Annotated in this window: 23 protein-coding genes and 1 pseudogene; 12 read left to right on the top strand and 12 right to left on the bottom strand. The window is 72.5% G+C overall.

What is annotated here, in order from left to right; translation table 11 throughout:
• Positions 1-130: 130 nt before the first annotated feature.
• Complete coding sequence (locus tag ACZ4EF_RS28220; RefSeq protein WP_093714340.1) at positions 131-775, bottom strand: response regulator; 645 nt, start codon at positions 773-775, stop codon at positions 131-133.
• Positions 768-1,931 (bottom strand): GAF domain-containing sensor histidine kinase, encoded by a 1,164-nt coding sequence (locus ACZ4EF_RS28215; RefSeq protein WP_355333645.1) that lies wholly within the window; start codon positions 1,929-1,931, stop codon positions 768-770. The genes ACZ4EF_RS28220 and ACZ4EF_RS28215 overlap by 8 nt, the downstream gene beginning before the upstream one ends.
• 193 nt (positions 1,932-2,124) lie before the next feature.
• On the opposite strand from ACZ4EF_RS28215, the gene ACZ4EF_RS28210 reads away from it, so the two are divergent.
• The 3 genes from ACZ4EF_RS28210 (at position 2,125) to ACZ4EF_RS28200 (ending at position 5,114) form a co-directional block, all read left to right on the top strand.
• Positions 2,125-2,853, top strand: a complete 729-nt coding sequence (locus ACZ4EF_RS28210; RefSeq protein WP_467506860.1) for an SDR family NAD(P)-dependent oxidoreductase — start codon at positions 2,125-2,127, stop codon at positions 2,851-2,853.
• Positions 2,850-4,028, top strand: coding sequence for an S-adenosylmethionine:tRNA ribosyltransferase-isomerase (locus ACZ4EF_RS28205; protein ID WP_355333651.1), 1,179 nt, complete (start codon positions 2,850-2,852; stop codon positions 4,026-4,028). The genes ACZ4EF_RS28210 and ACZ4EF_RS28205 overlap by 4 nt, the downstream gene beginning before the upstream one ends.
• Before the next feature lie 252 nt (positions 4,029-4,280).
• Positions 4,281-5,114 (top strand): lytic transglycosylase, encoded by an 834-nt coding sequence (locus tag ACZ4EF_RS28200; protein WP_355333654.1) that lies wholly within the window; start codon positions 4,281-4,283, stop codon positions 5,112-5,114.
• Between the two features lie 99 nt (positions 5,115-5,213).
• Here the strand turns inward: ACZ4EF_RS28200 and ACZ4EF_RS28195 are convergent, their stop codons facing one another.
• Entirely contained in the window at positions 5,214-7,904 is a 2,691-nt protein-coding gene (locus ACZ4EF_RS28195) for an FHA domain-containing protein (RefSeq protein ID WP_467506858.1), read from the bottom strand.
• 199 nt (positions 7,905-8,103) lie between these two features.
• Between ACZ4EF_RS28195 and ACZ4EF_RS28190 the strand changes: the two genes are divergently transcribed.
• Positions 8,104-9,927, top strand: coding sequence for a streptophobe family protein (locus ACZ4EF_RS28190; RefSeq protein WP_467506856.1), 1,824 nt, complete (start codon positions 8,104-8,106; stop codon positions 9,925-9,927).
• Positions 9,928-10,274: 347 nt separating this feature from the next.
• Entirely contained in the window at positions 10,275-11,519 is a 1,245-nt protein-coding gene (gene serB / locus ACZ4EF_RS28185) for a phosphoserine phosphatase SerB (protein WP_355333662.1), read from the top strand.
• Between the two features lie 117 nt (positions 11,520-11,636).
• On the opposite strand, the gene ACZ4EF_RS28180 is transcribed toward serB, so the two are convergent.
• The 4 genes from ACZ4EF_RS28180 to ACZ4EF_RS28165 all read right to left on the bottom strand — a co-directional run bounded on the left by ACZ4EF_RS28180 (position 11,637) and on the right by ACZ4EF_RS28165 (position 14,436).
• Positions 11,637-12,152 (bottom strand): SixA phosphatase family protein, encoded by a 516-nt coding sequence (locus ACZ4EF_RS28180; RefSeq protein ID WP_355333665.1) that lies wholly within the window; start codon positions 12,150-12,152, stop codon positions 11,637-11,639.
• A gap of 137 nt (positions 12,153-12,289) precedes the next feature.
• Positions 12,290-12,619: a hypothetical protein gene (locus tag ACZ4EF_RS28175; RefSeq protein WP_467506853.1), complete on the bottom strand. Its 330-nt coding sequence runs from the start codon at positions 12,617-12,619 to the stop codon at positions 12,290-12,292.
• A gap of 191 nt (positions 12,620-12,810) precedes the next feature.
• Positions 12,811-12,933, bottom strand: coding sequence for an SGM_5486 family transporter-associated protein (locus ACZ4EF_RS28170; protein WP_262928365.1), 123 nt, complete (start codon positions 12,931-12,933; stop codon positions 12,811-12,813).
• A 42-nt stretch (positions 12,934-12,975) separates the two neighbouring features.
• Positions 12,976-14,436, bottom strand: coding sequence for a CynX/NimT family MFS transporter (locus tag ACZ4EF_RS28165; protein ID WP_467506851.1), 1,461 nt, complete (start codon positions 14,434-14,436; stop codon positions 12,976-12,978).
• A gap of 22 nt (positions 14,437-14,458) precedes the next feature.
• Here ACZ4EF_RS28165 and ACZ4EF_RS28160 point away from each other — a divergent pair, with 22 nt between their 5' ends.
• Entirely contained in the window at positions 14,459-15,142 is a 684-nt protein-coding gene (locus ACZ4EF_RS28160) for a FadR/GntR family transcriptional regulator (RefSeq protein ID WP_391044216.1), read from the top strand.
• A gap of 118 nt (positions 15,143-15,260) precedes the next feature.
• Here ACZ4EF_RS28160 and fabI read toward each other — a convergent pair whose 3' ends face one another.
• From fabI to ACZ4EF_RS28145, 3 genes are all read right to left on the bottom strand, one after another.
• The gene (gene fabI, locus ACZ4EF_RS28155) at positions 15,261-16,052 is read right to left on the bottom strand and encodes an enoyl-ACP reductase FabI (RefSeq protein WP_355333673.1); all 792 of its coding nucleotides are present in this window, start codon (positions 16,050-16,052) and stop codon (positions 15,261-15,263) included.
• A 4-nt stretch (positions 16,053-16,056) separates the two neighbouring features.
• Positions 16,057-16,776, bottom strand: a complete 720-nt coding sequence (gene fabG / locus ACZ4EF_RS28150) for a 3-oxoacyl-[acyl-carrier-protein] reductase (RefSeq protein ID WP_188281889.1) — start codon at positions 16,774-16,776, stop codon at positions 16,057-16,059.
• Positions 16,777-16,897: 121 nt separating this feature from the next.
• The gene (locus ACZ4EF_RS28145; protein ID WP_355333676.1) at positions 16,898-17,809 is read right to left on the bottom strand and encodes a lytic polysaccharide monooxygenase auxiliary activity family 9 protein; all 912 of its coding nucleotides are present in this window, start codon (positions 17,807-17,809) and stop codon (positions 16,898-16,900) included.
• 234 nt (positions 17,810-18,043) lie between these two features.
• Here ACZ4EF_RS28145 and ACZ4EF_RS28140 point away from each other — a divergent pair, with 234 nt between their 5' ends.
• The 3 genes and pseudogenes from ACZ4EF_RS28140 (at position 18,044) to ACZ4EF_RS28130 (ending at position 21,250) form a co-directional block, all read left to right on the top strand.
• Complete coding sequence (locus ACZ4EF_RS28140; protein ID WP_355333678.1) at positions 18,044-19,573, top strand: TldD/PmbA family protein; 1,530 nt, start codon at positions 18,044-18,046, stop codon at positions 19,571-19,573.
• On the top strand, positions 19,570-20,964 hold the full coding sequence (locus tag ACZ4EF_RS28135; RefSeq protein ID WP_355333681.1) for a metallopeptidase TldD-related protein: 1,395 nt from the start codon (positions 19,570-19,572) through the stop codon (positions 20,962-20,964). Before ACZ4EF_RS28140 ends, ACZ4EF_RS28135 begins: the two co-directional genes overlap by 4 nt.
• A 50-nt stretch (positions 20,965-21,014) precedes the next feature.
• A pseudogene (locus ACZ4EF_RS28130) lies at positions 21,015-21,250 on the top strand (RNA 2'-phosphotransferase).
• Positions 21,251-21,270: 20 nt separating this feature from the next.
• On the opposite strand, the gene ACZ4EF_RS28125 reads toward ACZ4EF_RS28130, so the two are convergent.
• Positions 21,271-21,555, bottom strand: coding sequence for a GlsB/YeaQ/YmgE family stress response membrane protein (locus ACZ4EF_RS28125; RefSeq protein WP_355333683.1), 285 nt, complete (start codon positions 21,553-21,555; stop codon positions 21,271-21,273).
• 239 nt (positions 21,556-21,794) lie between these two features.
• Here ACZ4EF_RS28125 and ACZ4EF_RS28120 point away from each other — a divergent pair, with 239 nt between their 5' ends.
• Both ACZ4EF_RS28120 and ACZ4EF_RS28115 read left to right on the top strand, forming a co-directional pair.
• Positions 21,795-22,175, top strand: a complete 381-nt coding sequence (locus tag ACZ4EF_RS28120; RefSeq protein WP_355333686.1) for a DUF3099 domain-containing protein — start codon at positions 21,795-21,797, stop codon at positions 22,173-22,175.
• 146 nt (positions 22,176-22,321) lie between these two features.
• Positions 22,322-22,567 (top strand): hypothetical protein, encoded by a 246-nt coding sequence (locus tag ACZ4EF_RS28115; protein ID WP_391044209.1) that lies wholly within the window; start codon positions 22,322-22,324, stop codon positions 22,565-22,567.
• Between the two features lie 94 nt (positions 22,568-22,661).
• Here ACZ4EF_RS28115 and moaA read toward each other — a convergent pair whose 3' ends face one another.
• Positions 22,662-23,651, bottom strand: a complete 990-nt coding sequence (gene moaA, locus ACZ4EF_RS28110) for a GTP 3',8-cyclase MoaA (RefSeq protein ID WP_355333688.1) — start codon at positions 23,649-23,651, stop codon at positions 22,662-22,664.
• Positions 23,652-24,072: 421 nt separating this feature from the next.
• Between moaA and ACZ4EF_RS28105 the strand changes: the two genes are divergently transcribed.
• On the top strand, positions 24,073-24,309 hold the full coding sequence (locus tag ACZ4EF_RS28105) for a hypothetical protein (protein WP_467506846.1): 237 nt from the start codon (positions 24,073-24,075) through the stop codon (positions 24,307-24,309).
• Positions 24,310-24,408 lie beyond the last annotated feature (99 nt).

Here is a 24,408-nt window from a genome sequence, read left to right as displayed (position 1 = left end):
TACACCCGACAGTATGAATCTCACTCCGCCGAACGGATGCCCGCACGGACAGGTGGACGGCGGCCCGCACGGGCACGTGGTGGTCGGCCCGCACGGACAGGTGGACACGGTGGCGCCGCGAGCGGTCCCGTCAGTTCCCCACGCCGTTGCGCACCGCCCACAGCGCGGCCTGGGTGCGGTCGGCGAGGTCGAGCTTCATGAGGATGTTGGAGACGTGGGTCTTGACCGTCTTCTCGGAGAGCACCAGCGCGCGGGCGATCTCCCGGTTCGAGCGGCCGTCGGCGATCAGGCCGAGGACTTCGCGCTCCCGCTCGGTCAGCGCGTTGCCCCGGCCCTGGCCGGTGCCCCCCTGCTCCTGGGAGAGCAGCGCGCCCGCGACCTCGGGCTGGAGCAGGACGTGCCCGGCGTGCACGGAGCGGATGGCGTCGGCGAGCGCGACCGGGTCCACGTCCTTGTAGACGTATCCGGCGGCGCCCGCCCGCAGCGCGGGCACGACGGTGCGCTGTTCGGTGAAGCTGGTCACGATCAGCACCCGTGCCGGGTTCTCGGCGTCGCGCAGCAGCCGCAGCGCCTCGATGCCGTCGACACCGGGCATCTTGACGTCCATGAGGATCACGTCGGGCCGCAGTTCCTGGGCGCGGGCCACGCCTTCCTCGCCGTCGCCCGCCTCGCCGACCACCTCGATGTCGCCCTGCACCTCGAGGAAGGTGCGCAGCCCCCTGCGGACGACCTGGTGGTCGTCGACCAGCAGCACGCGGATGGTGTTCTCAGCCACCGGGCACCTCCATCTCGATGACGGTGCCCTTGCCGGGCTCCGATTGCACGGTGAGCCGGCCGCCGACGCCGCCGGCCCGGTCCCGCATGGAGACCAGTCCGAGGTGCCGTCCGGCCCGGCGGACCGCGGTGGGGTCGAAGCCGCGGCCGTCGTCGCGGATCCGCAGCAGCGCGCCCTTGCCGTGGCCTTCCAGGATGACGTCCACGGCGTCGGCGTGCGCGTGCCGCAGGGCGTTGTGCATCGCTTCCTGGGCGACCCGCAGCAGCGCCTCCTCCTGCGCGGCGGGCAGCGCCCGCACCCGGACGGCGTGGAAGGTGACGTCGGCGGAGTGGACGCGGTCCAGGACGTCGGCCTGGGTGCGCAGGGTGGCGACGAGGCCGTCCTCGTCCAGGGCGGCCGGGCGCAGTTCCACCACGACGGCGCGCAGTTCGTCGGCGGCCTCGGCGGCGAGCGCCGCGACCTGCTTCAGCTCGCCCTTGGCGCGCGCCGGGTCGCAGTCGACCAGCGCGGCGGCGGCCTGGGCGGTCAGCCGCAGCGAGAAGAGTTTCTGCGAGACGGCGTCGTGCAGTTCGTGCGCGATCCTGGCCCGCTCCCCCGCCAGCGTCAGCTCGCGGCTGCGCTCGTAGAGCCGGGCGTTGGTCAGGGCGATCGCGGCGTGGTCGGCGAGAATCCGCAGCAGGTCCTCGTCGTCCTCGGTGAAGCCGCAGGTGCCGTCGGCGCCGCGGGTCCCGCCGGGGCCGCACTTCTTGTTGGCGAGGAAGAGCGCGCCGAGGATCTCGTCGCCGTCGACCACCGGCATGCCGATGAAGTCGCGCATGTCGGGGTGGTGCTTGGGCCAGCCCTGGAAGTCCTCGAAGGTGCGGACGTCGGCGAGCCGCAGCGGGGTCGCCTCGTGCAGGATCGCGGCGAGGATGCCGTGCTGCCGGGGCAGCGGGCCGATGGCCTTCCACTCCTCGTCGCTGACGCCGTCGACCACGAACTGCGCGAAGCCGCCGTGGTCGTCGGGCACGCCCAGGGCCGCGTATTCGGCGTCGAGCAGCTCGCGGGCGGACGCGACGATCGTCTGGAGGACGTCGCGCACCTCCACCTGGCGGCTCATCGCCAGGACCGCGGCGCTGACCGCTTCGATTCCGCCTCGTGGCGGCCGGATGGGCATGTCTCCACCGTACCGGCGCCGGGTGACGGTCCGTATGCGCCGCCGGACCGACCGTCCTCGGTCGTGTGGCCTAGTTCCAAGTGACCGTGAGGCGTGCGGCGGCCGGCCGAGGCGTGTGCGGCCGGGGCGTTCCTACGGTGAGGGCACGAGGTGGTCCGGCGGACGGCCGGGCCCCGGTGCGGAGGGCTGGATCATGCCGGTAGCGATCATCACGGGAGCGTCGCGCGGACTGGGGCGGGCGCTGGCCGCCGAGCTGGCGGGGCGCGGCTGGGACCTCGTACTGGACGGGCGGAACGCGGACGCGCTGCGGTCGGCCGCGGCGGACCTGGAACGGTACGGCCCGGATCACGCCGGGGGCGCGGCGGTACGGCCACGGGTGCGGGCGGTGCCGGGCGACGTGACGGCGGCGGGGCACCGGGCGGAGCTGGTGGCGGCGGCGCGCGAGCTGGGCGGGGTGGATCTGCTGGTGAACAACGCGAGCGCGCTGGGCGCTGAGCCGCTGGTGCCGCTGGCCGAGCTGCCGGTGGCGGGGCTGCGGGAGGCGCTGGAGACGAATGTGACGGCGCCGTTCGCGCTGGTGCGGGAGGCGCTGCCGCTGCTGCGGGCGGCGGCCGGCGCGGTGCTGAACGTCAGCTCGGACGCGGCGGTGGAGGCGTATCCGACCTGGGGCGGGTACGGGGCGAGCAAGGCGGCGCTCGACCACTTGTCGGCGGTGCTGGCCGAGGAGGAGCCGGGGCTGCGGGTGTGGTGGGTGGACCCGGGCGATCTGCGGACCGGGCTGTACGCGGCGGCCGTGCCCGACGACGCGGACTTCGCCGCCCGGCCGCTGCCGGAGTCGGTGGTCCCGGCCTTCCTGCGGCTGCTCGACGAGGCCGCGCCCAGCGGGCGCTACACCGCCCCGGTCCTGTTGGAGGCGCGATGAGTGCGGTACGGGAGGGCGCGCAGGCGGCGCGGCCCGCGAAGGACTCCGGGCGGGGGGCCGCGAAGGACCCCTATATAAAGAGGACAGGAGCGGGCAATAAGGACATCGGGCGGGGCAGGGGCCCGGGCGGGGCCCCGCGGGCCGGGCTGGCGGGGCTGCGCGTCCCGGACTCGCTGCTCGCGACGGCCCCGGCCGCCCGCCGGGACACGGTACGGCTGCTGGTCGGCGAGCAGCACACCGGCGCGGTCACCCACCACGGCTTCCGCGACCTGCCGAAGCTGCTGCGGGCCGGTGACGTCCTGGTGGTGAACACCTCGCGGACGCTGCCCGCGGCCGTGGACGGGCGGCTCGACGGACAGCCGGTGGTGGTGCACTGGTCCACCCGCCGGGACGACGGCCGCTGGGTGGTGGAGGTCCGCGACCCGGACGGGCACGGCTCGACGGTCCGCAGGGCCGGCGGCCCCGCGGGCGCGGCGGTCGAGTTGCGCGCCGGGGCCCGGCTGGTGCTGGAGGAGCCGCTCGACCCGGCCGGGGACCGGCTGTGGGTGGCCGCGCCCTCGCTGCCGGACCCGGTCGCGTACATGCGGCGGTACGGGCGGCCGATCCGGTACGGCTACACCGACCGGGACCAGCCGCTGGCGGCGTACCAGACGGTGTTCTCCGCCCGGTCGACGGACAGCCTCGGCTCCGCGGAGATGCCGAGCGCCGGGCGGCCCTTCACCACGGCGCTGGTGACGGAGCTGGTCTGCCGGGGCGTGCAGGTCGCGCCGATCACGCTGCACACCGGGGTGGCGTCGGTCGAGGCGCACGAGCCGCCGTACGCCGAGCCGTACACCGTGTCGGCGGCGACGGCCTGGCAGGTGAACGCGGCGCGCGCGGCGGGCGGCCGGGTGGTGGCGGTGGGGACGACGGCGGTACGGGCGCTGGAGTCGGTGGCGGACGAGCGCGGTGTGGTGCGGCCGGGCGGCGGCTGGACGGAGCTGGTGGTCACCCCGGAGCGCGGGGTGCGCGCGGTGGACGGGCTGCTGACCGGACTACACGAGCCGGAGGCCACGCACCTGTTGATGCTGCGGGCGCTGTCGGGCGACCGGCTGCTGGAGCGGGTCTACGCCGAGGCGCTGCGCGGTGGTTACCTCTGGCACGAATTCGGCGACGTCAATCTCCTGCTGCCATAAACGTCACATAAAGCGCCCCCTCCGTCACCTTGGGCGACGGAGGGGGCGACGGCGTGTGAGGTGACCTATAGGACGTACGTCACATACTAAGTCGCCTAGTGGAAAGGGCGCCTCACGCCACTGTCCGGGGGAATGCCGATTCCGATTTGTCCCTCGACCGTCTACGAAAGGAGTTCGTAGGAAGGCTCGTTGACCTCCGTTTTCCGACCCTCTAAGAATTCTCGGGTCCGCAAACGGAAGAGGTTAATTCCTATGCAGCTCCCCACGATCCCGAAGATCGGCCGGCTTACCAAGACCCACAAGATCACGGCGGCCGGCGCCGTCGCCGCGACCGCTGTCGTCCTGGCCGTCACCGGTCTCCAGGGGACCGGCGGGACTGCCTCCGCCGCGGTCGGTGACCCCACCGGCTTCCAGGTCTCCACCGGCGACCAGGTCAAGAGCATCGAAGCGCAGGCCGGCATCGCCTCGGAGCGCGCGATCACCGAGGCCGCGGCGAAGAAGAAGGCCGCGGACGAGGCGGCCAAGAAGAAGGCGGCCGACGAGGCCGCCGCGAAGAAGAAGGCCGCGGCCGACGCCGCGGCGCGGAAGAAGGCGGCAGCGGACGCCGCCGCCAAGAAGGCCGCCGCCGACGCGGCCGCCAAGAAGAAGGCCGCGGCCGACGCCGCCGCGCAGCGCGCCAAGGACACGGCCGCCGCGAACCGTTCCACGACGCGTACCGCCGTGCAGGCCGCCCCGCAGGCCAGCACCGCCGCCACGACCACGTACACCAACGACCTGGACGGCTGGATCAAGCAGTCGCTGGCGATCATGGCCCAGAAGGGCATCCCCGGCAGCTACGACGGCATCTACCGCAACATCATGCGCGAGTCGAGCGGCAACCCGCAGGCGATCAACCTGTACGACTCCAACGCCGCCGCCGGCATTCCGTCCAAGGGCCTGCTCCAGGTCATCGACCCGACCTTCCAGGCGTACCACGTCGACGGAACCTCGTGGGACATCTACGACCCGGTCGCGAACATCACCGCCGCCTGCAACTACGCCGCGGCGAACTACGGCTCCATGGACAACGTGAACTCCGCGTACTGATCCGCGCGTTCGGCTCCCACAGCCGCAGCGTGAAAGGGCGGCGGGACCTTTCGGTCCCGCCGCCCTTTCGGCGTATTCGGATTCGCTACTTCCGTTTCACTACTTCCGCATGACTTCCGGCTCGTGGCGGCGCAGCAGCCGCGAGACCACGATGCCGCACACGACGCCGAGCAGCACCAGGACGACCATGTCGATGGTCCACTGGCTCGCGGTGTGCTTCCACAGCGCGTCGGGGTTGCCCGGGTCCCACGGCATGATCACGTTGAGATTCGCCGTCGTGCCGAGCGCGGCCACCGCCCACCTGGCGGGCATCAGCCAGGCGAACTGCTCGATGCCGGGCGAGTCGTAGAGCTGGAAGAGCACACCGGTGAACACCACCTGGACGATGGCGAACATGACCAGCAGCGGCATCGTCTTCTCCGCGGTCTTCACCAGCGAGGAGATGATCAGGCCGAACATCATCGAGGTGAAGCCGAGGCCGATGATGGCCAGGGTCATCTCGACCGCGGGCTGGCTCTTCATGATGACGCCCTCGGTGGGCATCGCGCGCGGCGCGAACCCGATGCCGCAGATGACGGCACCCTGCACCGCGGTGATCAGGCCGAGCACGATGACCTTGGACATCAGATACGCCGAACGCGACAGGCCGGTGGCCCGTTCCCGTTCGTAGATGACCCGTTCCTTGATCAGCTCGCGGACGGAGTTGGCGGCGCCGGAGAAGCAGGCACCCACCGCGAGGATCAGCAGGATCGTGCCCGCGTCCTTGTTGACGCCGTGCGCCTTGGCCGGTCCTGGGCCCAGGCCGCTGGCCGCCGGGATGACGATGCTGACCACACCGAGCACCGCGGGCAGGATGAACATCAGGGCGATGAAGCCCCGGTCGGAGGCGATCACCGACATGTAGCGGCGGATCAGGGTGACGAGCTGCGGCAGCCACGCCTGCGGCTTGGGCGGCCTGGCCACCTGGTGCGGGATGACCGGCGCCTGCTGCGGGGCCGCCTGGTCCAGGTCCGCGGCGTACATCTGGTAGTGCTGCGAGCCGTGCCAGCGGCCCGACCAGTCGTAGTCGCGGTAGTTCTCGAAGGCGGAGAAGACATCGGCCCAGGTTTCGTAGCCGAAGAAGTTCAGCGCCTCGTCCGGCGGGCCGAAGTAGGCGACCGAGCCGCCGGGGGCCATCACCAGCAGCTTGTCGCAGAGCGCCAGTTCGGCGACGGAGTGGGTGACGACCAGTACCGTACGGCCGTCGTCGGCCAGGCCGCGCAGCAGCTTCATGACGTCGCGGTCCATGCCCGGGTCGAGGCCGGAGGTCGGCTCGTCCAGGAATATCAGCGAGGGTTTGGTGAGCAGTTCGAGGGCGACCGAGACGCGCTTGCGCTGGCCGCCGGAGAGCGAGGTGATGCGCTTGTCGGCGTGGATGTCGAGCTTCAGCTCGCGCAGTACCTCGTTGATCCGCGCCTCGCGCTCCGCGGACGCGGTGTCACCGGGGAAGCGGAGCTTGGCCGCGTACCGCAGTGCCGTCCTGACCTGGAGTTCCTTGTGCAGGATGTCGTCCTGCGGGACCAGGCCGATGCGCTGCCGCAGCTCGGCGAACTGCTTGTACAGATTGCGGTTGTCGTACAGCACCTCGCCCTGGTCGGCGGGGCGGTAGCCGGTGAGCGCGCGCAGCAGCGTGGACTTGCCGGAGCCGGACGGGCCGATCACGCCGATCAGCGACTTCTCCGGTACGCCGAAGGAGACGTCCTTGAGGATCTGCTTGGTCACCTTGCCGTGCGGCACGGTGACGGTCAGGCGGCGGGCGGAGAAGGAGACCTCGCCGGTGTCGACGAACTCCTCGAGGCGGTCGCCGACCAGCCGGAAGGTGGAGTGGCCGACGCCGACGATGTCGTTGGGGCCGAGCAGATGGCGCTGGATCGGCTGGCCGTTGACGTACGTGCCGTTGTGGCTGCCGAGGTCGACGATCTCGTAGCGGCCGTCGGGGTGCGCGCGGAACTCCGCGTGGTACCGGGAGACCTGGAGGTCGGAGACGACCAGTTCGTTCTCCAGCGCGCGGCCGATCTTCATGACCCGGCCGAGGGCGAGCTGGTGGAAGGTGGTGGGGCTGCGGACGCCCTGCGGGTGTCCGCCCGCGGGCTGCTGGGGCTGCGCGCGCGGGGCGGGCGGCTGCTGGACCGGCGGCTGACCCCAGCCGCCCTGGCCGCCCTGGCCCTGCTGGGGAGGCTGCGGCTGCCGCGCGTACTGCTGCGGCGGCACCTGCGCGGGCGGCTGTCCCCAGCCGCCGGGCTGCTGCTGACGCGGCGGGGCGGCGGGCGCCTGCGCGTGCATCTGCGCCTGCGGCTGGGCCTGGGCGGGCGGCTGGGCGTGCTGCGGGGCCGGGGCCTGCGGGGCCCCGGCCTGTCCGACGGGTGCCGCGGCCCGCGCCTGCGGGTAGCGCTGCTGCGGCGTCGCGTGCGCGGTCTCCGCGCTGTACACATCGGCGCCGGCCTGCGCGCCCGCGGTGAAGTTCAGCCGGGGTCCGTCCGTGGCGTTGCCGAGGTGGACGGTCGAACCGGCCCCCACCTCGGTCTGCTGGACCCGCTGCCCCTGTACATAGGTGCCGTTGGTGCTGCCGAGGTCCTCGATCACCCAACCGCGTTCCGCACGGCGGATGGTGGCGTGCCGCCACGACACCCTGGCGTCGTCGAGTACCAGATCCCCCGACGGATCGCGCCCCAGGCTGTACGAGCGGGACGCGTCCAGCGTCCAGGTCCGTCCGTTCAATTCGAGTACGAGTTCAGGCACCCCAAGCCCCATGTGTTGTCCCCCGAGTAGTCCCCCATGGGGGGAGTCTAGAGATAGCGAAGTTCGGGAGGAACTATTGCAGGCTCCTGTCTCGTAACAGAAAACAAGCCCGATGTACGTGTTCCGCAACGGACGTTGACGCGGCACCCGTCCGCGCCCGAGAGTGGGGCGCATTGGGTGCATGGGGGGACGAACGGCCTCGGGGGTCGGGATGAGTGCACGGACCACGCCCTGGACGAGCGTCATGCTCGCCGCTGTGGCGTCGGTGAGTTGGGCGTTCCTGGCGATGGCGGGCACCGCCGCTCTCGCCTTACATCTATTGGGCGCGGACACCGCCGGATCACTGGGGCCGATGACGGCAGCCGTGGTCGCGATGGCGGTGGGCGGCAAGGTGCGGCCGGGCGGTGACGTCGGCGCGTTCGGACTGAGCGGATCGCAGACCCAGGGCGCGATCGGTATCGCGCCGCTGGGTGTGGCACTGGTCGGCGCGCTGCTGCTGTCGTGGGTGTTCCTGCGCTCGCTGCGCAGGGCCGGTCCGACGGTCGGTGTCGGCGAACTGGCGGCGCGGGTCGTGACGACCGCCGTGCTGTTCCTGGCGGTCCTCGGCGGTCTCGCCTGGGCGGGGCAGGACACGGTGGCCATCGACGGCGCCGCGCTCGGCCCGTCCAAGGGCACCACGGACGACCTGCTGAGCAAGCTGCCCGGCGTGGGCAAGATCAGCGGCGGCCTCACCGACGGGTTGCAGGGGCTGATCCAGACCAAGGCGTCGATCACCTTCCAGGTCGCCACCGGGCGGACCCTGGCGGGCGGCCTGGTGTGGGTGCTCGGCGTGCTGCTGATCGCGCTGCTCGCCTCGCGCAGGACACCGCTGCCGGCCGGATGGGAGGGCGTGCACCGCGCGGTGCGGCCCGCCGTGTCCGCGCTGACCGTCGTCATGGTGGTCGCGGTGCTCGCGGGTGACGCGGCGGCCTGTTACGCGGCGCTGACCGGCGACGAGCCGGGCCGGATCATGGGCGCGGCGCTGCTCGGCGCGCCCAACGGCGTATGGCTCGCGGTACCGCTCGGCCTGTTCGTGCCGTGGAAGGGGCAGGCGTCGGGGCCGCTGACGTCGTTCCTGCCCGATCCCGTCGACAAGCTGCTGGCGGGCGGTTCCGGCAGGACGATCACACCGGGCGCGCTGGCCGAACTCGACGGCCGGGTCTGGCTGCTGCCGGTCGCCATCGCGGTGATGATGCTGCTCGCGGGCGCGCTCACCGCCACCCGCACTCCGCTCGACGGTGCCGCCAAGGGCGGTTTCGTCGGACGGTGCGCGGTGCGGCTCGGCCTGGTCACGGCCGTGGCGCTGCCGCTGCTGTCGCATCTGAGCAAGGTGAAGGTCAACGCGAATCTGTCGGTCTTCGGCTTCGACGCCGTCGGCGCCGGGGTCGACCTGCACGGCAGCCTCCCGCTGGGACTGCTGCTCGGCGCCGTCTGGGGCGCGGGCATGGGCGCGGTGGGCGCGCTGCTCGCGCTGGCCACCGGGGCGGCGGGACAGCAGGTCGCGGCGCTGGCCCGGCCGGGCGGGGGCGCGCTTCCCGATACGGGGGACGGCGCCTACGACAGCGGCGGTCCGGCGCCGGGCGCCGAGGAGGGCGTGCACGTGTCCGGCGCCGCCGGGGGCGACGACGCGGGCCGTACGTATCCGGAGCTGGCCTATCGGGCGGGACCGTATCTGCCGAGCCCGGTCTACCGTCCGGAGGACGGTGAGGAGCCCAACCCGTACGCCGGGGGCGGCGGCGAGGCCAATCCCTACGCGGGCGGCGGTGCCGAGACCAATCCTTACGCCGGGCCGCGGCCCGGTGACGAGCCGAATCCGTACATGAATCCGCAGGCTGGCGGGGTGGACGCCGCGCCGACCATCGCGGGGCCGCCGCCGCCCGGTTTCCGTCGGCCGCGAGGCGGCTCCGGCGGGGCCGGGGCTTCGGGCCGGCCGGAGGAGAAGTGGCCGGAGCCGCCGCCTCCCCCGCCGCCTGCCGCGCCGCGCGGGCCCCGCTGAGCCGGCGTCCGCCGGGGGTGCGGGGATCTGCGGGGCCCGCACCCCTCGGGCTCACGGCCCGAACGCGAACATCGTCTGCCCCATGAGGGCGGTGTTCACAGCTCGCCACCGCGAGCGCTGGTCGCGCAGTTCCCCGCGCCCCTGAAAAACCTGGTCCCGCGCAGCCGCACCGCGCCGCACCTCCGATCCTGAAGGCGAGCCCCGCGCCCCCCTGAAAAACCTGGTCCCGCGCAGCCGCACCGCGCCGCACCTCCGCTCCTGAAGGCGAGGCCCGCGGTCTTGGGGGCGGTCCGCCAACCGAGACGGCCGATCATCGGGCCGGGCGGGGCGGCTACGGTGGGAGCACCATGAACGACGTCTCGCAGACCGCGCCTGTCGCCGCCGTTCCGCCGGCGGACGCGCCCACCATTCTGGTCAAGATCTTCGGCAAGGACCGTCCCGGCATCACCGCGGGGCTCTTCGACACGCTCGCCGCCTTCCGGGTGGACGTGGTGGACATCGAGCAGGTCGTCACGCGGGGCCGGATAGTGCTGTGCGCCCTGGTGACGGCGCCCTCCCCCGGCCTCGAAGGCGAACTGCGCTCCACCGTGCACAGTTGGGCCGAGTCCATCGGCATGGAGGCGGAGATCATCTCCGGCACCGGCGACAACAGGCCGCGCGGCGAGGGCCGTTCGCATGTCACCGTGCTCGGCCGCCCGCTGACCGCCGAGTCGACCGCGGCCACCGCCGCCCTGATCACCAACGCGGGCGGCAACATCGACCGCATCTTCCGGCTGGCCAAGTACCCGGTGACAGCGGTGGAGTTCGCCGTCTCCGGCGCCGAGCCCGGTGTGCTGCGCTCGGTGCTCTCGGTCGAGGCGGCGGCCCTCGGCATCGACGTGGCCGTGGTCCCCGCCGGTCTCCAGCGCAGGGCGCAGCGGCTGGTCGTGATGGACGTGGACTCCACCGTCATCCAGGACGAGGTGATCGAGCTCTTCGCCGCGCACGCGGGCTGCGAGGCCGAGGTCGCCGCGGTGACGGCCGCCGCGATGCGCGGCGAGCTGGACTTCGAACAGTCGCTGCACGCGCGGGTGGCGCTGCTGGCCGGTCTCGACGCGTCCGTGGTCGACAAGGTCCGCTCCGAGGTGCGGCTCACGCCCGGCGCGCGCACCCTGATCCGTACGCTCAAGCGGCTCGGCTACCAGGTCGGCGTGGTCTCCGGCGGCTTCACCCAGGTCACCGACGACCTGAAAGTGCGGCTCGGCCTGGACTTCGCGGCGGCCAACACCCTCGAAGTGGTGGACGGCCGCTTCACCGGCAAGGTCGTCGGCCCGATCGTGGACCGGGCGGGCAAGGCGCGCCTGCTGCGCAGCTTCGCCGAGCAGGCCGGGGTGCCGCTCAGCCAGACCGTCGCGATCGGCGACGGCGCGAACGACCTGGACATGCTGAACGCGGCCGGGCTCGGCGTCGCCTTCAACGCCAAGCCCGTCGTACGCCAGGCGGCCGACACCGCCGTGACCGTACCTTTCCTCGACACCGTGCTGTATCTGCTGGGCATCACCCGCGAGGAGATCGAGGCCGCCGACGCGCTGGACGGCGTACCGACGCTCTGACCGCGACAATTCCCGCGCCGGGCCGGGCGCCGATACGTATCCGTACGCACGCGCACCGGTTCGCGCCGTCCTGTAGCGGCTACGGCGCTCGTACCGGCCGCGCGGGCCTCGTACCGGTCAGTCGTGCGGCGCCCAGAAGGCGGTCAGGCGGCCGACGCCGTGTTCGACGGACTTCCAGGAGCCCGAGAAGGTGACGACGGCGAAGGCGGCGGTGGGGAAGCCGCGGGTCATCCGGGCCGCGGTGTCGCCTTCGGCGGTGCCCGCGAGCGCGTCGGCGAGGGCGTGCATGCCGGGGTTGTGGCCGATCAGCAGCAGCGAGCCGACCTCGTCCGAGGTCTCGGTGAGCAGCGCGAGCAGATCGCCGAGCGAGGCTTCGTAGAGCCGCTCCTCGTAGACGGTCTTGGGGCGGTGCGGCATTTCGTGGGCGGCGAGCTTCCAGGTCTCGCGGGTGCGGACCGAGGTGGAGCACAGCGCCACGTCGGGGGTGATGCCGTCGTCGGCGAAACGGAGGCCCGCCGCGGCGGCGTCCAGCCGGCCGCGGTCGGCCAGTGGCCGCTCGTGGTCGGCGACCGACGGCCAGTCGGCCTTGGCGTGGCGGAGAAGGACGATCGTGCGGGTCGAATCGACGGTCATGTCCTTCAGCTTTCCAGAAAACCCGCTGTCAGGCGCGGGATGGCGCATCTCCACCGCCGCGGGGGCCGCCGGGGGCGCAGGTCAGAGGCCGTACGGGAGGCGGCGGGGCGGGGAGGGCGGAAGGTCAGGGGTGAGGCTCACAGCAAGCGCTGGACGAGGTCCGGCAGCGAGGAGGCGATGTGGCCGAGCAGGTCGCCGGAGGAGGCCGCGGTCGAGGCGTCCGCGGTGCCGCCGCTGAGGAGGGCGAGCAGCGCGGCGAAGGCGAGCGCGGGCAGGGCGACGGCCCACCACGGCAGGCTCGTCTGCACGTTCCCGGACGACGCGTTCCCGGACGACGCGTTCGCAGACGACGCGTTTCCGCGTCCGGGCTTCTCGGCCCCGGCGGACCCCGCGGCCGTGGCGGACTCGACGGTGGGCCGGGCCTGCCGGGACTGCCGGGAGTAGAGGTGCGGGGACTGCGTGGTCACGGTGACCGCCTCCGTGGAAAACCGTCGAAGTGCCGTTGTCTGCTTGCACTTCGACGCTACGGGCGGGCGCCGTGCGGTCCCATCCGGCCGTCCACCCACTTGACCCTGACCCTGGCCCCCTAGGGAAGGTGGGGTTGTCCCCACCTCCGGACTCGGGGTCGTGGCCCGAACGGGCCGGTGGGCGGGGGCGGTCAGCCCATCCGGGCGGCGAAGGTGGCGACGATGGCGACCAGTGCGGGCACGCCGAGCATGAGGCCGAAGACGATCAGCAGGCGCCGCTGGCTCTGCGGGGGATTCGGTTCGAGTACGGGCATGCGTTCAGTCTCGCACCGGGCCGCGGTGCCGCCGCACCGGGGTCACAGTTCGTCCTCGATGTGTCGCCGCCGCCCCGCGAGCACCCCGCAGACGATCTGCGGCACCATCAGCGCGATCATGAAGGCGATCGGCAGCCCCCAGCCGCCGCTGGCCTGGTTGAGGGTGCCGACGAGGATCGGTCCGGGGATCGAGATCAGATAGCCGGTGCTCTGCGCGAAGGCGGACAGCCGGACGACTCCCGCGCCGGTCCGCGACCGCATCCCGATCATCGTCAGGGCCAGCGGGAAGGCGCAGTTGGCGATGCCGAGCAGCAGCGCCCACACCCACGGCGCGGCGGCCGGGGCGGCCCACAGGCCCGCGTAACCGACCAGTCCGAAGGCGCCGAGCAGGACGACCAGCGGGCCCTGCGCCCGCATCCGGGCGGCGAGCGGCGGCAGCACGAAGGACAGCGGCACGCCCATCACCATGGTGACCGCGAGCAGCAGCCCCGCCTTGCCCGCGGACAGTCCGGCGTCCCGGAAGATCTGCGGCATCCAGCCCATGGTGATGTACGCGGCGGTGGCCTGGAGTCCGAAGAAGCAGGCGAGCGCCCAGGCGGTACGGCTGCCGGTGATACGGCCGTGGCCGCCGTCCGCGGTGCGCGCCGCGTCACTCTTCCGGGCCGCGTCGGTGTTGACGGCCGCGGCGTCCTTCCGGGAGCCGGTGGCGGGCGGTGCGCCCGTACGGTCGCGGACCAGCGCGAGCCAGGGCACCACGGCGACGGCGGCCAGCGCGGCCCACACGCCGAGGCCGAGCCGCCAGCCGTGGCCCATGGCGTGGGTCATGGGGACGGTGACGGCGGCGGCGAGGGCGGTGCCGAGGGAGAGGGCCATGGAGTACAGGCCGGTCATCGCGCCGACCCGGTCGGGGAAGTAGCGCTTGACGATCACCGGCATCAGCACGTTGGAGACGGCGATGCCGCCGAGGGCGAGGGCGCTGAGGGCCAGGAAGACCGCGGTGTTCCCGGCCAGCGGGCGCAGCGCGAGCCCGGCGGTGATGGCGGCCATGCCGACGCAGATCACGGCGCCGGGGCCGTGGCGGCGGGCCAGCCTCGGGGCGGCGAAGCCGAAGAGCGCGAAGCACGCGGAGGGCACGGAGGTGAGCAGGCCCGCCATGGTGCCGCTCATGCCGAGGCCGTCGCGGACCTCCTTGAGCAGGGCGCCGAGGCTGGTGATGCCGGGGCGGAGGTTGAGCGCGGCCAGGACGAGACCGGCGACGACGAGGCGGCGCAGCCAGGGGTTCCCGGCGAGACCGGCGGCGGGCGCGGCGGCGGATGCGGCGGCGGGTGCGGTGCCGGTACGGTCCCGGGCCGGGGCGGCGGTCGGGCCGGTGGCCGGGACCGGGCCGGAGCCCGTGTCCTGTACGGGTTCCGCGGCCGTCACGGAGGCCGTCGTTCGTGCCGTCGGCGGGGCCGTCGGCGGCGTCCGGGCGGGGTCGAGGGCGAGGGATTCGTCGTCACGCATTTCCCCATCATAGAATGATGGGATGAATCTCGGTCCAGTGCCCAGGCACACCACGCTCGCCGACCGTACGATCGGCAGCCTCCGCGCCCAGATCACCTCGGGCGCCTGGCCGGTCGGCTCCCGTATCCCCACCGAACCGGAGCTGGTGGAGCAACTGGGGGTGGCGCGCAACACCGTCCGCGAGGCGGTGCGGGCGCTCGCCCACAACGGTCTGCTCGACATCCGGCAGGGCTCCGGCACCTATGTGGTGGCCACCAGCGAACTGGCCGGGGTGATGCGGGCGCGCTTCGCCGACTCCGACCCGCTGCACGTGGCCGAGCTGCGCGGCTCGCTGGAGGGGACGGCCGCGGGTCTGGCGGCGCAGCGCCGTACCGACGCCGACCTGGCGCAGCTCGACGCGGCGCTCGACCGGCGCGAACGGGCCTGGGAGTCGGGCGACGCGGAGTCCTTCGTCGAGGCCGACGCGACCATGCACCTGGCGGTGGTGGCCGCCTCGCACAATGACGTGCTCACCGCGCTCTACGCCGACCTCGGCGAGGTGCTGCGGGACTTCCTGCGGGCCGACGTCGGCACCGACCTGCGGCCCGAGGACCATCTCGACCACGCGCGGCTGGTCGACGCGATCCGCGCGGCCGACCCGGAGCGCGCCGCGGCCGAGGCCCGCGACCACGCCTTCCACTGCCGTTTCGGCACGACGCTGGCCTGACCCGCCCTGACCCGCCTGGCCTTCCTGGCCCGCCTCACCCGCCTGACCTGGCGGGGCCGTACACGGCGGAGCCCCCGCACCGGTCGGTACGGGGGCCCAGCCACAGTCCTCGGGGAGGTCAGCCGCCGACGGCGTGCAGGCCGCCGTCCACGTGGATGATCTCGCCGGTCGTCTTCGGGAACCAGTCGGAGAGCAGCGCCACGACACCGCGCCCGGCGGGCTCGGGGTCGGCGGTGTTCCACTCCAGCGGGGAGAGGTGGTTCCAGGTGTCCGACAGCTCGCCGAAGCTCGGGATGGACTTGGCGGCCATCGAGCCGATCGGCCCGGCCGAGACCAGATTGCAGCGCACATTGCGCGGGCCGAGGTCACGGGCGAGGTAGCGGGAGGTGGCCTCGAGTGCCGCCTTGGCCGGGCCCATCCAGTCGTAACCGGTCCAGGTGTACTGCGCGTCGAAGGTGAGGCCGACGACCGAGCCGCCGCCCGCGCCGGTGGCGCTGTCGTACGCGGGCATGAGCGGCATGCACGCCATGGTGAGCGACTTCAGCGAGAACGCGGAGACGTGCATGGCCGTCGCGACGGACTCGAACGACGTGTTGAGGAAGTTGCCGCCCATGGCGTCCTGGGGGGCGAACCCGATGGAGTGCACGACACCGTCGAGGCCGCCCAGCTCCTCGCGGACCACCTTCTCAAGACGCTCCAGGTGCTCGGTGTTGGTCACGTCCAGCTCGATGACCTTGACCGGCTTGGGCAGCTTCTTGGCGACGCGCTCGGTGAGGGTGGGCCGGGGGAAGGCGGTCAGGATGATCTCGGCACCCTGCTCCTGGGCCAGCTTGGCGGCGTGGAAGGCGATGGAGGACTCCATCAGCACACCCGTGATGAGGATGCGCTTACCGTCGAGGATTCCGCTCATGTTCTCAGTGACCCATGCCCAATCCGCCGTCAACGGGGATGACGGCTCCAGTGATGTACGAGGCGTCGTCCGAGGTGAGGAACCGCACCGTCGCGGCGATCTCCTCGGGCTTCGCGTAGCGGCCGAGGGGCACCTGCGCCACGATGCCCTCGCGCTGCTCGTCGGTGAGCGCCTGGGTCATGTCGGTGTCGACGAAACCGGGCGCCACGACGTTGAAGGTGATGTTGCGCGAGCCCAGTTCACGGGCGAGCGAGCGGGCGAATCCGACCAGCCCCGCCTTGGAGGCCGCGTAGTTGGCCTGTCCCGCGGAGCCCAGCAGCCCGACCACGGAGGAGATCAGGACGACGCGGCCCTTCTTGGCCCGCAGCATGCCGCGGTTCGCGCGCTTCACGACCCGGAAGGTTCCGGTGAGGTTGGTGTCGAGGACGGACGTGAAGTCCTCCTCCGACATCCGCATGAGGAGCTGGTCCTTGGTGATGCCGGCGTTGGCGACCAGCACCTCCACGTTCCCGTGCTTCTCCTCGATCTCCTTGTAAGCCTGTTCCACCTGCTCGGGGTCGGTGATGTCGCAGCGGACGGCCAGGCAGCCGAGCGCCACCAGTTCGGCGGGCGGCTCACCCGAGCGGTAGGTGATGGCGACCTTGTCGCCCGCGTCGGCGAAGGCACGCGCGATGGCGAGGCCGATGCCCCGGTTGCCTCCGGTGACGAGAACCGAGCGGCTCAACGGATCACTCCCTCAGTCGTGAGTTTCTCCGTGAAAAGCTATCGGTCCTCGCACCGATCCGGGGAATCGGCCCCGACAGGCTGCTCCCGTGGTCCCTGTGGGTTTCCTACAGAACCATGGGTCAGCCGTTCGCGCGGGCGGCGGCCCTGCGGCGGCTCCAGAGCAGCAGTCCCACGGCGCCCGACGCCAGAACGGCGCTGCCGGACAGGGCGGTCTCCAGGGTGCCGGTGGCCGCGCGGTTGTCGGTCACGTCGCTGGTCGCGAGCTTCGCCGTGGTGGATGTCACGGCGACGTCGCCGCCGTGACCGTGGTGGCTGACGGTGGACTTGGACGCGCCGGCCGCGATCTGCCGGTCGGTCGGCGCCTGGGGCGCGGCGACCGCCGCCGCTTGTACCCCCTGGCCGAAGACGACATCGGAGCAGCCGTAGAAGGCCTCGGGGCTGTCACTGCGCTGCCACACCTGGTAGATGAGCTGCCTGCCGGTGCGGCTGGGCAGGGTGGCGTTGAAGGTGTAGTAGCCGTTCGTCGCGGAGGCGACGGTGTTGTAGACGGCGATCGGGGTGGCGTCCAGGTCGGACCACTTGAGCGGCTTGGTCGGGTCGTATCCGGCCTTGGTGATGTACAGCGTCATCGTGCCCTTGTGCGGCGCGGTGACACGGAAGTTGACGGTGGTGGTGCCCGCCGAGACCGCGGTGGCGGGCCAGTCGGTGCGGGCCCAGTCCAGCGCCCGGTACTTGTCGCGGTTGGCCGAGCAGAGGTGGCCGTCGGGGATGATCGTGCGGCTCTGGCCGTTGGCGTTGGCGATGTTCACCTCGTTCCAGTCGTACAGCGGCTGGGTGCCGCTGTCGGCGACCAGGTCCTTGCAGACCTGCGACTGGGGGTGTTCGGGGCCTTCGGCGAAGCAGCCGGAGATCCGGCTGACCGGTGCGCTGAGCGCGCCGTGGGCGCTGGCGGTCACCGGCGTGAGCGCGGCGATCGTCAAGGCGGCGGCGCCGACCGCGCCGACCGCGGCGGCATTACGGCGTACTGACATGTGGGGGGCTCCTCGTCGTGCGGAGTGTGGTGCAGCGGACAGGAGTGAGGGCGGCGTCATGAGCATAGAGATTGGTCTGGACCAACCTCAAGGTCTCGGCACGGATTGGCATCTGACGATTCGCCGGCCGCCCGCCCCGGCACACGCCGCGTCCTGCGGAAAAGCACGCGCTGGCGGTCGGCGGGACATGATTCACTGCGGATACCTGTCGAACGGTCGAAGGGGAAGTTCGTCGTGCCTCATGAGGTCGATCAGTCATTCCTGGCGCTGCCCCTGCGGGCACTCGCCGACGCCGCACTGGCCCGCGCCCGCGCGCTGGGCGCGGACCACGCCGATTTCCGGCTGGAGCGGGTGCGCGGCGCGACCTGGCGGCTGCGCGACGCGCGCCCGTCGGGCACCTCCGACACCACCGATCTGGGGTACGCGGTACGGGTGGTGCACGGCGGCGCCTGGGGCTTCGCCTCCGGGGTCGACCTGACGATGGACGCGGCGGCCAAGGTCGCCTCGCAGGCGGTCGCGATGGCCAAGCTATCCGCGAAGGTGATCGCCGCGGCGGGGTCGCGGGAGCGGGTGGAGCTGGCCGACGAGCCGGTGCACGCGGACCGGGTGTGGGTGTCGGCGTACGACATCAACCCGTTCGACGTGCCGGACGCGGAGAAGACGGCGCTGCTCGCGGAGTGGAGCGCCCGGCTGCTGGCGGCCGACGGGGTCGACCACGCGGACGCCTCGCTGATGACCGTGCAGGAGAACAAGTTCTACGCGGACACCGCGGGCACCACGACCACGCAGCAGCGCGTCCGCCTCCATTCGCAGCTCACCGCTGTCGCCGTCGACGGCGACAGCGGCGACTTCGACTCGATGCGCACGCTCGCGCCGCCGGTCGGCCGCGGCTGGGAGTATCTGACCGGCGCGGACCACGGCTGGGACTGGGACGCGGAGCTGGCCCGTATCCCGGAGCTGCTGGCCGAGAAGATGCGCGCGCCCTCGGTCGAGGCGGGCGCGTACGACCTGGTGGTCGACCCGTCCAACCTGTGGCTGACGATCCACGAATCGATCGGCCACGCCACGGAGTTGGACCGCGCGCTGGGGTACGAGGCGGCGTACGCGGGCACCTCCTTCGCCACCTTCGACCAGCTCGGCACGCTCAAGTACGGCTCGCCGCTGATGAATGTGACCGGTGACCGTACGGCGGAGCACGGCCTGGCCACCGTCGGCTTCGACGACGAGGGCGTGGCGGGACAGTCCTGGGACCTGATCAAGGACGGCACGCTCGTCGGCTACCAGCTCGACCGGCGGATCGCGAAGCTCACCGGCTTCGAGCGGTCCAACGGCTGCGCGTACGCCGACTCCCCCGGCCATGTCCCGGTGCAGCGGATGGCGAACGTCTCGCTGCGGCCCGCGCCCGACGGTCCTTCGACCGAGGAGCTGATCGGCGGCGTCGAACGCGGCATCTACGTCGTCGGCGACCGCTCGTGGTCCATCGACATGCAGCGCTACAACTTCCAGTTCACCGGGCAGCGGTTCTTCCGGATCGAGAACGGGCGGCTCGCGGGCCAGCTCAAGGACGTCGCCTACCAGGCCACCACCACCGACTTCTGGGGCTCGATGGACGCCGTCGGCGGCCCGCAGACGTATGTGCTCGGCGGTGCCTTCAACTGCGGCAAGGCCCAGCCGGGCCAGGTCGCGGCCGTCAGCCACGGCTGCCCGGCCGCCCTCTTCCGGGGCGTCAGCATTCTCAACACCACCCAGGAGGCCGGACGATGAGCAGCGTGACGACCAAGCCGCACGAGATCGTCGAACGGGCGCTTGAGCTGTCGAACGCGGACGGCTGCGTGGTGATCGCCCAGGAGGAGTCCAGCGCGAATCTGCGCTGGGCGGCCAACTCCCTGACCACCAACGGCGTCACGCGCGGCCGTACCCTCACCGTGATCGCCACCGTGGACGGCGCCGAGGGCACCGCGTCCGGTGTGGTGTCCCGCTCGGCCGTGACCGCCGACGAGCTGGAGCCGCTGGTACGGGCGGCCGAGGCGGCGGCCCGCGAGGCCGGTCCCGCCGAGGACGCGCAGCCGCTGGTGACGGGCGTGCCGCACTCGGCGGCCTTCACCGACGGGCCCGCCGAGACCAACTCCGACGTCTTCGCGTCCTTCGCGCCCGCGCTCGGCGAGGCGTTCGCGACGGCGCGGGCGGGCGGCCGTGAGCTGTACGGCTTCGCCTTCCACTCGGTGACGTCGACGTATCTGGGCACCTCGGCCGGGCTGCGGCTGCGGCACGACCAGCCGACCGGCACCCTTGAGGTGAACGCGAAGTCCCCCGACCGCAGGCGCTCGGCGTGGGCGGGCGCGGCCACCCGCGACTTCACCGACGTGGACCCGCTGGCGATGGACGCCGACCTGGCCCGCCGGCTGGTCTGGGCCGAGCGCCGGATCGACCTGCCCGCGGGCCGGTACGAGACGCTGCTGCCGCCGTCGGCCGTCGCGGACCTGATGATCTACCAGTTCTGGTCGGCCGCGGCACGGGACGCCGCCGAGGGCCGTACGGTCTTCAGCAAGCCCGGCGGCGGGACCCGGGTCGGCGAGAAGCTGTCGCCGCTGCCGCTGACCCTGCGCAGCGACCCGGCGGAGCCCGGCCTGGAGGCGGCGCCGTTCGTGATCGCGCACTCCTCGGGCGACGACACCTCGGTGTTCGACAACGGGCTGCCGGTGGAGCCGGTGAACTGGATCCACGAGGGCTCGCTCGCCCGGCTCACCACCACCCGGCACAGCGCCGGGCTGACCGGCCTGCCGGTCGCGCCCGCCGCCGACAACCTGGTGCTGGACGGCGGCGGCGAGCGGTCGCTGGACGAGATGGTCGCGGCCACCGAGCGCGGTCTGCTGCTGACCTGCCTGTGGTATATCCGCGAGGTCGATCCGGCCACGCTGCTGCTGACCGGCCTCACCCGCGACGGCGTCTACCTGGTGGAGAACGGTGAGGTGACCGGCGAGGTCAACAACTTCCGTTTCAACGAGTCCCCGGTGGACCTGCTCGGCCGCGCCGCCGAGGCGGGCCGCACCGAGCGGACGCTGCCGCGCGAGTGGAGCGACTACTTCACCAGGGCCGCCGCCCCGGCCCTGCGGATTCCGGACTTCAACATGAGTTCGGTCAGCCAGGGGGTCTGACGCCCGTGCCCGACGAGAAGAAGACGGTCAGGATCTCCAGGTTCCTGTCGATGGTGCTGCGGCACCGGCCCGAGAGCGTCGGCCTCACTCTCGACGAGGCCGGATGGGTGGACGGGACGTGGAGACGGCCGTGCGCGTGGGATCACGGCACGGCCGTCCTGTGGTGCTCGCGGTGGACGCCAGGGGGCTGGCCGCCGAGGGCCATGTCTTCCGGATCAGCGCCAACGGCGTGTGGCTGACCGACCGGGTGCCGCCGCGGTGGCTGCGGCGGCACCCCACGGGCTGAGCGTCACCGCGGTGCGGGCGTCACCGCGGTGCGGCGGTCTTGCGCGTGCCCTTGAACATCGACCACAGGGCGTCGCCGATCGCCACGACGACGACGGCGCCGATGAGTTGCAGCACGTGCCGGGTCCAGTCGATGCCCTTGGTGTCGTTGACGCCGATCCAGGTCGACACGGCGTTGCCGAGAATGCTGCCGCCCATACCGCAGATCACGGTGAGCCACAGCGGCAGGGACTGCTTGCCGGGGAGGATCGCCTTGGCGATCAGACCCAGCACCAGACCGACGATGATCGCCCACAACCAACCCATGTCACTCGCCTCCTCGCGTCCGGACGGCGTACGCCCGGAACTCGTCCGGCCAGTCTGTGCCCGCTCCGGCTACGCCGCATGTCGAGTGGGCCGTCCGCCGTACGGCCCGACAGCGGCGCCGCACGGATGGTGCCCCCGCTATCGAAGGCGGGCGGTACGCGGCGTACCGTGGTGAGGCCGGGCCGGGCGCCGACCCGTGCTCAGGAGAGTCCGGCGGAGCGAGCGGGTGGTGGAGCGCGATGCGGAAGCAGGGCGGGCCTGAGGTCTTCCAGATCACGGGAGCGCGTACCGGTCTGACCGAGGACGTGGCCGGACGGCAGCGCAGGTACATCATCTCGATGTCGATCCGTACTCTCTCGGTGATCCTCACCGTGGTGCTCTGGGACGTGGAGCGGGTACTGGCCTGGGGGATGCTCGTGGTCGGGCTGCTGCTGCCGTACGTGGCGGTGGTGTTCGCGAACGCGGGCCGGGAGAACGTGCCCTCGCTGCCGTCGTCGTTCGTCCTTCCGCAGGCCAGGCCGATGCTCGAAATGGGCGATCCGTCCGATCCTGAGGGCTACGGCGAGCCGGTGCCGGTACCCGTGCCGCCGAACCTCAAGAAAAGCTCAGATCAATCGTGAAGTTCCACTCCACGGACGGTTGAGCGCGTGACATACTTCGTACGCGCTCCGCATCCCCCGTCGGAGCGACGGACCGACGCCGGGCGGCTCCCCCCGTGGCTGCCCGGCGTCGCCATGTCCAGCGGCGGTTCTGTTTACTGGGCGTCGTGAGCGATGCCGGGAACACTGTGAACGAGAACGAGAAGCCGATCTGCTCGGCCAAGGACTGCCGTACCCCCGCCGTGTGGGTGCTGGCCTGGAACAACCCCAAGATCCACACGCCGGAGCGGCGCAAGACGTGGCTGGCGTGCGACGAGCACCGCGAGCACCTGTCGCAGTTCCTGGGGATGCGCGGGTTCCTGAAGGACGTCGTGCCGCTGGCGGAGTGGGAGCGGGGAGAGCGGGAGCGGTAGCGGCGCGACGGGGCTCCGGGGGCTCCGGGGGCGGCGATTCTCCGAGGAGCCTCAGCGTGCGGCGGTTCTCCGAGCGGCCTCAGGGTGCGGCGGTTCAGCCGCCGATGGCCGACATGGGGCGGTCGGGCTGGAGGAAGGCCGGGTCGTCGAGGCCCGAGCCCGCCTTCTTGCCCCACATCGCCGCCCGCCACAGCTCCGCCATCCGCTCGTCGTCGGCGCCGGAGCGCAGCGGGCCGCGCAGGTCGGACTCCTCGCGGGCGAACAGGCAGTTGCGGACCTGGCCGTCGGCGGTGAGCCGGGTGCGGTCGCAGGCGCGGCAGAACGGCCGGGTGACCGAGCCGATGACGCCGACCGTGGCCGGGCCGCCGTCGACCAGCCAGCGCTCGGCGGGCGCGGAGCCGCGGACCGTCTCGCCCTCGGGGGTCAGGGTGAAGCGGGTCCGCAGGCGGTCGAGTATCTCGTCCGCGGTGACCATGTCGGTGCGCTGCCAGCCGTGCTGCGCGTCCAGCGGCATCTGCTCGATGAACCGCAGCTCGTATCCCCGCTCGACGGCCCAGGCCAGCAGGTCGGGCGCCTCGTCGTCGTTGACACCGCGCATCAGCACTGTGTTGATCTTCACCGGGGTCAGGCCCGCGTCGGCCGCCGCCGCCATGCCCGCGACGACGTCGTGGTGCCGGTCGCGGCGGGTGAGGGTGTGGAAGACCTCGGGGCGCAGGGTGTCGAGGGAGACATTGACCCGGTCGAGACCCGCGGCGCGCAGCGCGTCGGCGGTGCGGCGCAGGCCGATGCCGTTGGTGGTCAGCGACAGCCGGGGACGCGGCTCCAGGGCGGCGCAGCGCTCGACGATGCCGACCAGGCCGGGCCGCAGCAGCGGCTCGCCGCCGGTGAAGCGGACGTCGGTGACGCCCAGCTCGTGGACCGCGATCCCGACCATCCGGACGATCTCGTCGTCCGTGAGCAGGTCGGGCTTGGCCAGCCACTGGAGGCCCTCTTCCGGCATGCAGTAGGTGCAGCGCAGATTGCAGCGGTCGGTGAGGGAGACGCGCAGGTCGGTCGCCACTCGGCCGTAGGTGTCGATCAGCACGGGCTCCGCCTCCCTCCTGGACGCTTGTGCGCGCCGTCGCTCCTGCGGCGGGCGCTCGGCGCGCCGCCGTTCCTCCACCCTATGACGTCGCACGGACAACCCGGCGGGGCCGCCGGGCGGGTGGGGCCTGTCGGTGCAGCGTACGCGACGGGCGCCAAATTACAACAGTTTGTTGAAACGGCTGCTCGGCGTCCGGTCCCGTCGGCTCGGCGTCCGGTCCCGTCGGCTCACCGTCCGGCCCGGCGTCCGCCCGCCCGGCCGGGGCGCCCGTGTCCTGCGACCAGGTCACCGGGCGCCGCACACCGACACCGCGGCGCGGCCGGTTCGTTGGACAGCCCGGCGGCGCCCACCACGCCGTCACCGTCCCCCGCCGCTCCGCGGGCCGGGGACCGCCGCCCAGGACCGCCGAGGACTCGCCGCGATGACCCCACCTCCGCCCCCGCCCCCTCCTCCCCCGTCGCACCGGCCGCAGCTCCCGGCCCGCAGGCCGTACGGGATCGTACGGCTGCCCGCCGACCTGCCCGCCGACCTGTTCACGGGACCTGCCGCCGCCCGGCCGGGAACCGGCGCCGCCGCGCCCACCGGCTGGTACGCGCGGCGGGTCCGGCTGCCGCCGCTGAGCATCGCCGCGCTGCGATCCGGCCGCCGGTATGGCTGAACCGCCGTCGGCCACGGGGAAATTCCGACCGATCCATGGAATTGCGCTTCTTTGACCGGCCGTTGGGCACTAGTTTCCTTCGTCATGCACACGTCGGAC

This window comes from Streptomyces sp. NPDC025721 (assembly GCF_055558595.1).
The sequence above is the reverse complement of the archived record's forward strand: the minus strand, read 5'-3'. Positions and strand labels throughout refer to the sequence as shown.

Bases quoted from the DNA above. Each gene is read 5' to 3' on its own strand.
- ACZ4EF_RS28215 (WP_355333645.1), bottom strand. From the start codon at position 1,931: ATGCCCATCCGGCCGCCACGAGGCGGAATCGAAGCGGTCAGCGCCGCG.
- ACZ4EF_RS28210 (WP_467506860.1), top strand. From the start codon at position 2,125: ATGCCGGTAGCGATCATCACGGGAGCGTCGCGCGGACTGGGGCGGGCG.
- ACZ4EF_RS28205 (WP_355333651.1), top strand. From the start codon at position 2,850: ATGAGTGCGGTACGGGAGGGCGCGCAGGCGGCGCGGCCCGCGAAGGAC.
- ACZ4EF_RS28200 (WP_355333654.1), top strand. From the start codon at position 4,281: ATGCAGCTCCCCACGATCCCGAAGATCGGCCGGCTTACCAAGACCCAC.
- ACZ4EF_RS28195 (WP_467506858.1), bottom strand. From the start codon at position 7,904: ATGGGGCTTGGGGTGCCTGAACTCGTACTCGAATTGAACGGACGGACC.
- ACZ4EF_RS28190 (WP_467506856.1), top strand. From the start codon at position 8,104: ATGAGTGCACGGACCACGCCCTGGACGAGCGTCATGCTCGCCGCTGTG.
- serB (WP_355333662.1), top strand. From the start codon at position 10,275: ATGAACGACGTCTCGCAGACCGCGCCTGTCGCCGCCGTTCCGCCGGCG.
- ACZ4EF_RS28180 (WP_355333665.1), bottom strand. From the start codon at position 12,152: ATGACCGTCGATTCGACCCGCACGATCGTCCTTCTCCGCCACGCCAAG.
- ACZ4EF_RS28170 (WP_262928365.1), bottom strand. From the start codon at position 12,933: ATGCCCGTACTCGAACCGAATCCCCCGCAGAGCCAGCGGCGCCTGCTG.
- ACZ4EF_RS28165 (WP_467506851.1), bottom strand. From the start codon at position 14,436: ATGCGTGACGACGAATCCCTCGCCCTCGACCCCGCCCGGACGCCGCCG.
- ACZ4EF_RS28160 (WP_391044216.1), top strand. From the start codon at position 14,459: ATGAATCTCGGTCCAGTGCCCAGGCACACCACGCTCGCCGACCGTACG.
- fabI (WP_355333673.1), bottom strand. From the start codon at position 16,052: ATGAGCGGAATCCTCGACGGTAAGCGCATCCTCATCACGGGTGTGCTG.
- ACZ4EF_RS28145 (WP_355333676.1), bottom strand. From the start codon at position 17,809: ATGTCAGTACGCCGTAATGCCGCCGCGGTCGGCGCGGTCGGCGCCGCC.
- ACZ4EF_RS28135 (WP_355333681.1), top strand. From the start codon at position 19,570: ATGAGCAGCGTGACGACCAAGCCGCACGAGATCGTCGAACGGGCGCTT.
- ACZ4EF_RS28125 (WP_355333683.1), bottom strand. From the start codon at position 21,555: ATGGGTTGGTTGTGGGCGATCATCGTCGGTCTGGTGCTGGGTCTGATC.
- ACZ4EF_RS28120 (WP_355333686.1), top strand. From the start codon at position 21,795: ATGCGGAAGCAGGGCGGGCCTGAGGTCTTCCAGATCACGGGAGCGCGT.
- ACZ4EF_RS28105 (WP_467506846.1), top strand. From the start codon at position 24,073: ATGACCCCACCTCCGCCCCCGCCCCCTCCTCCCCCGTCGCACCGGCCG.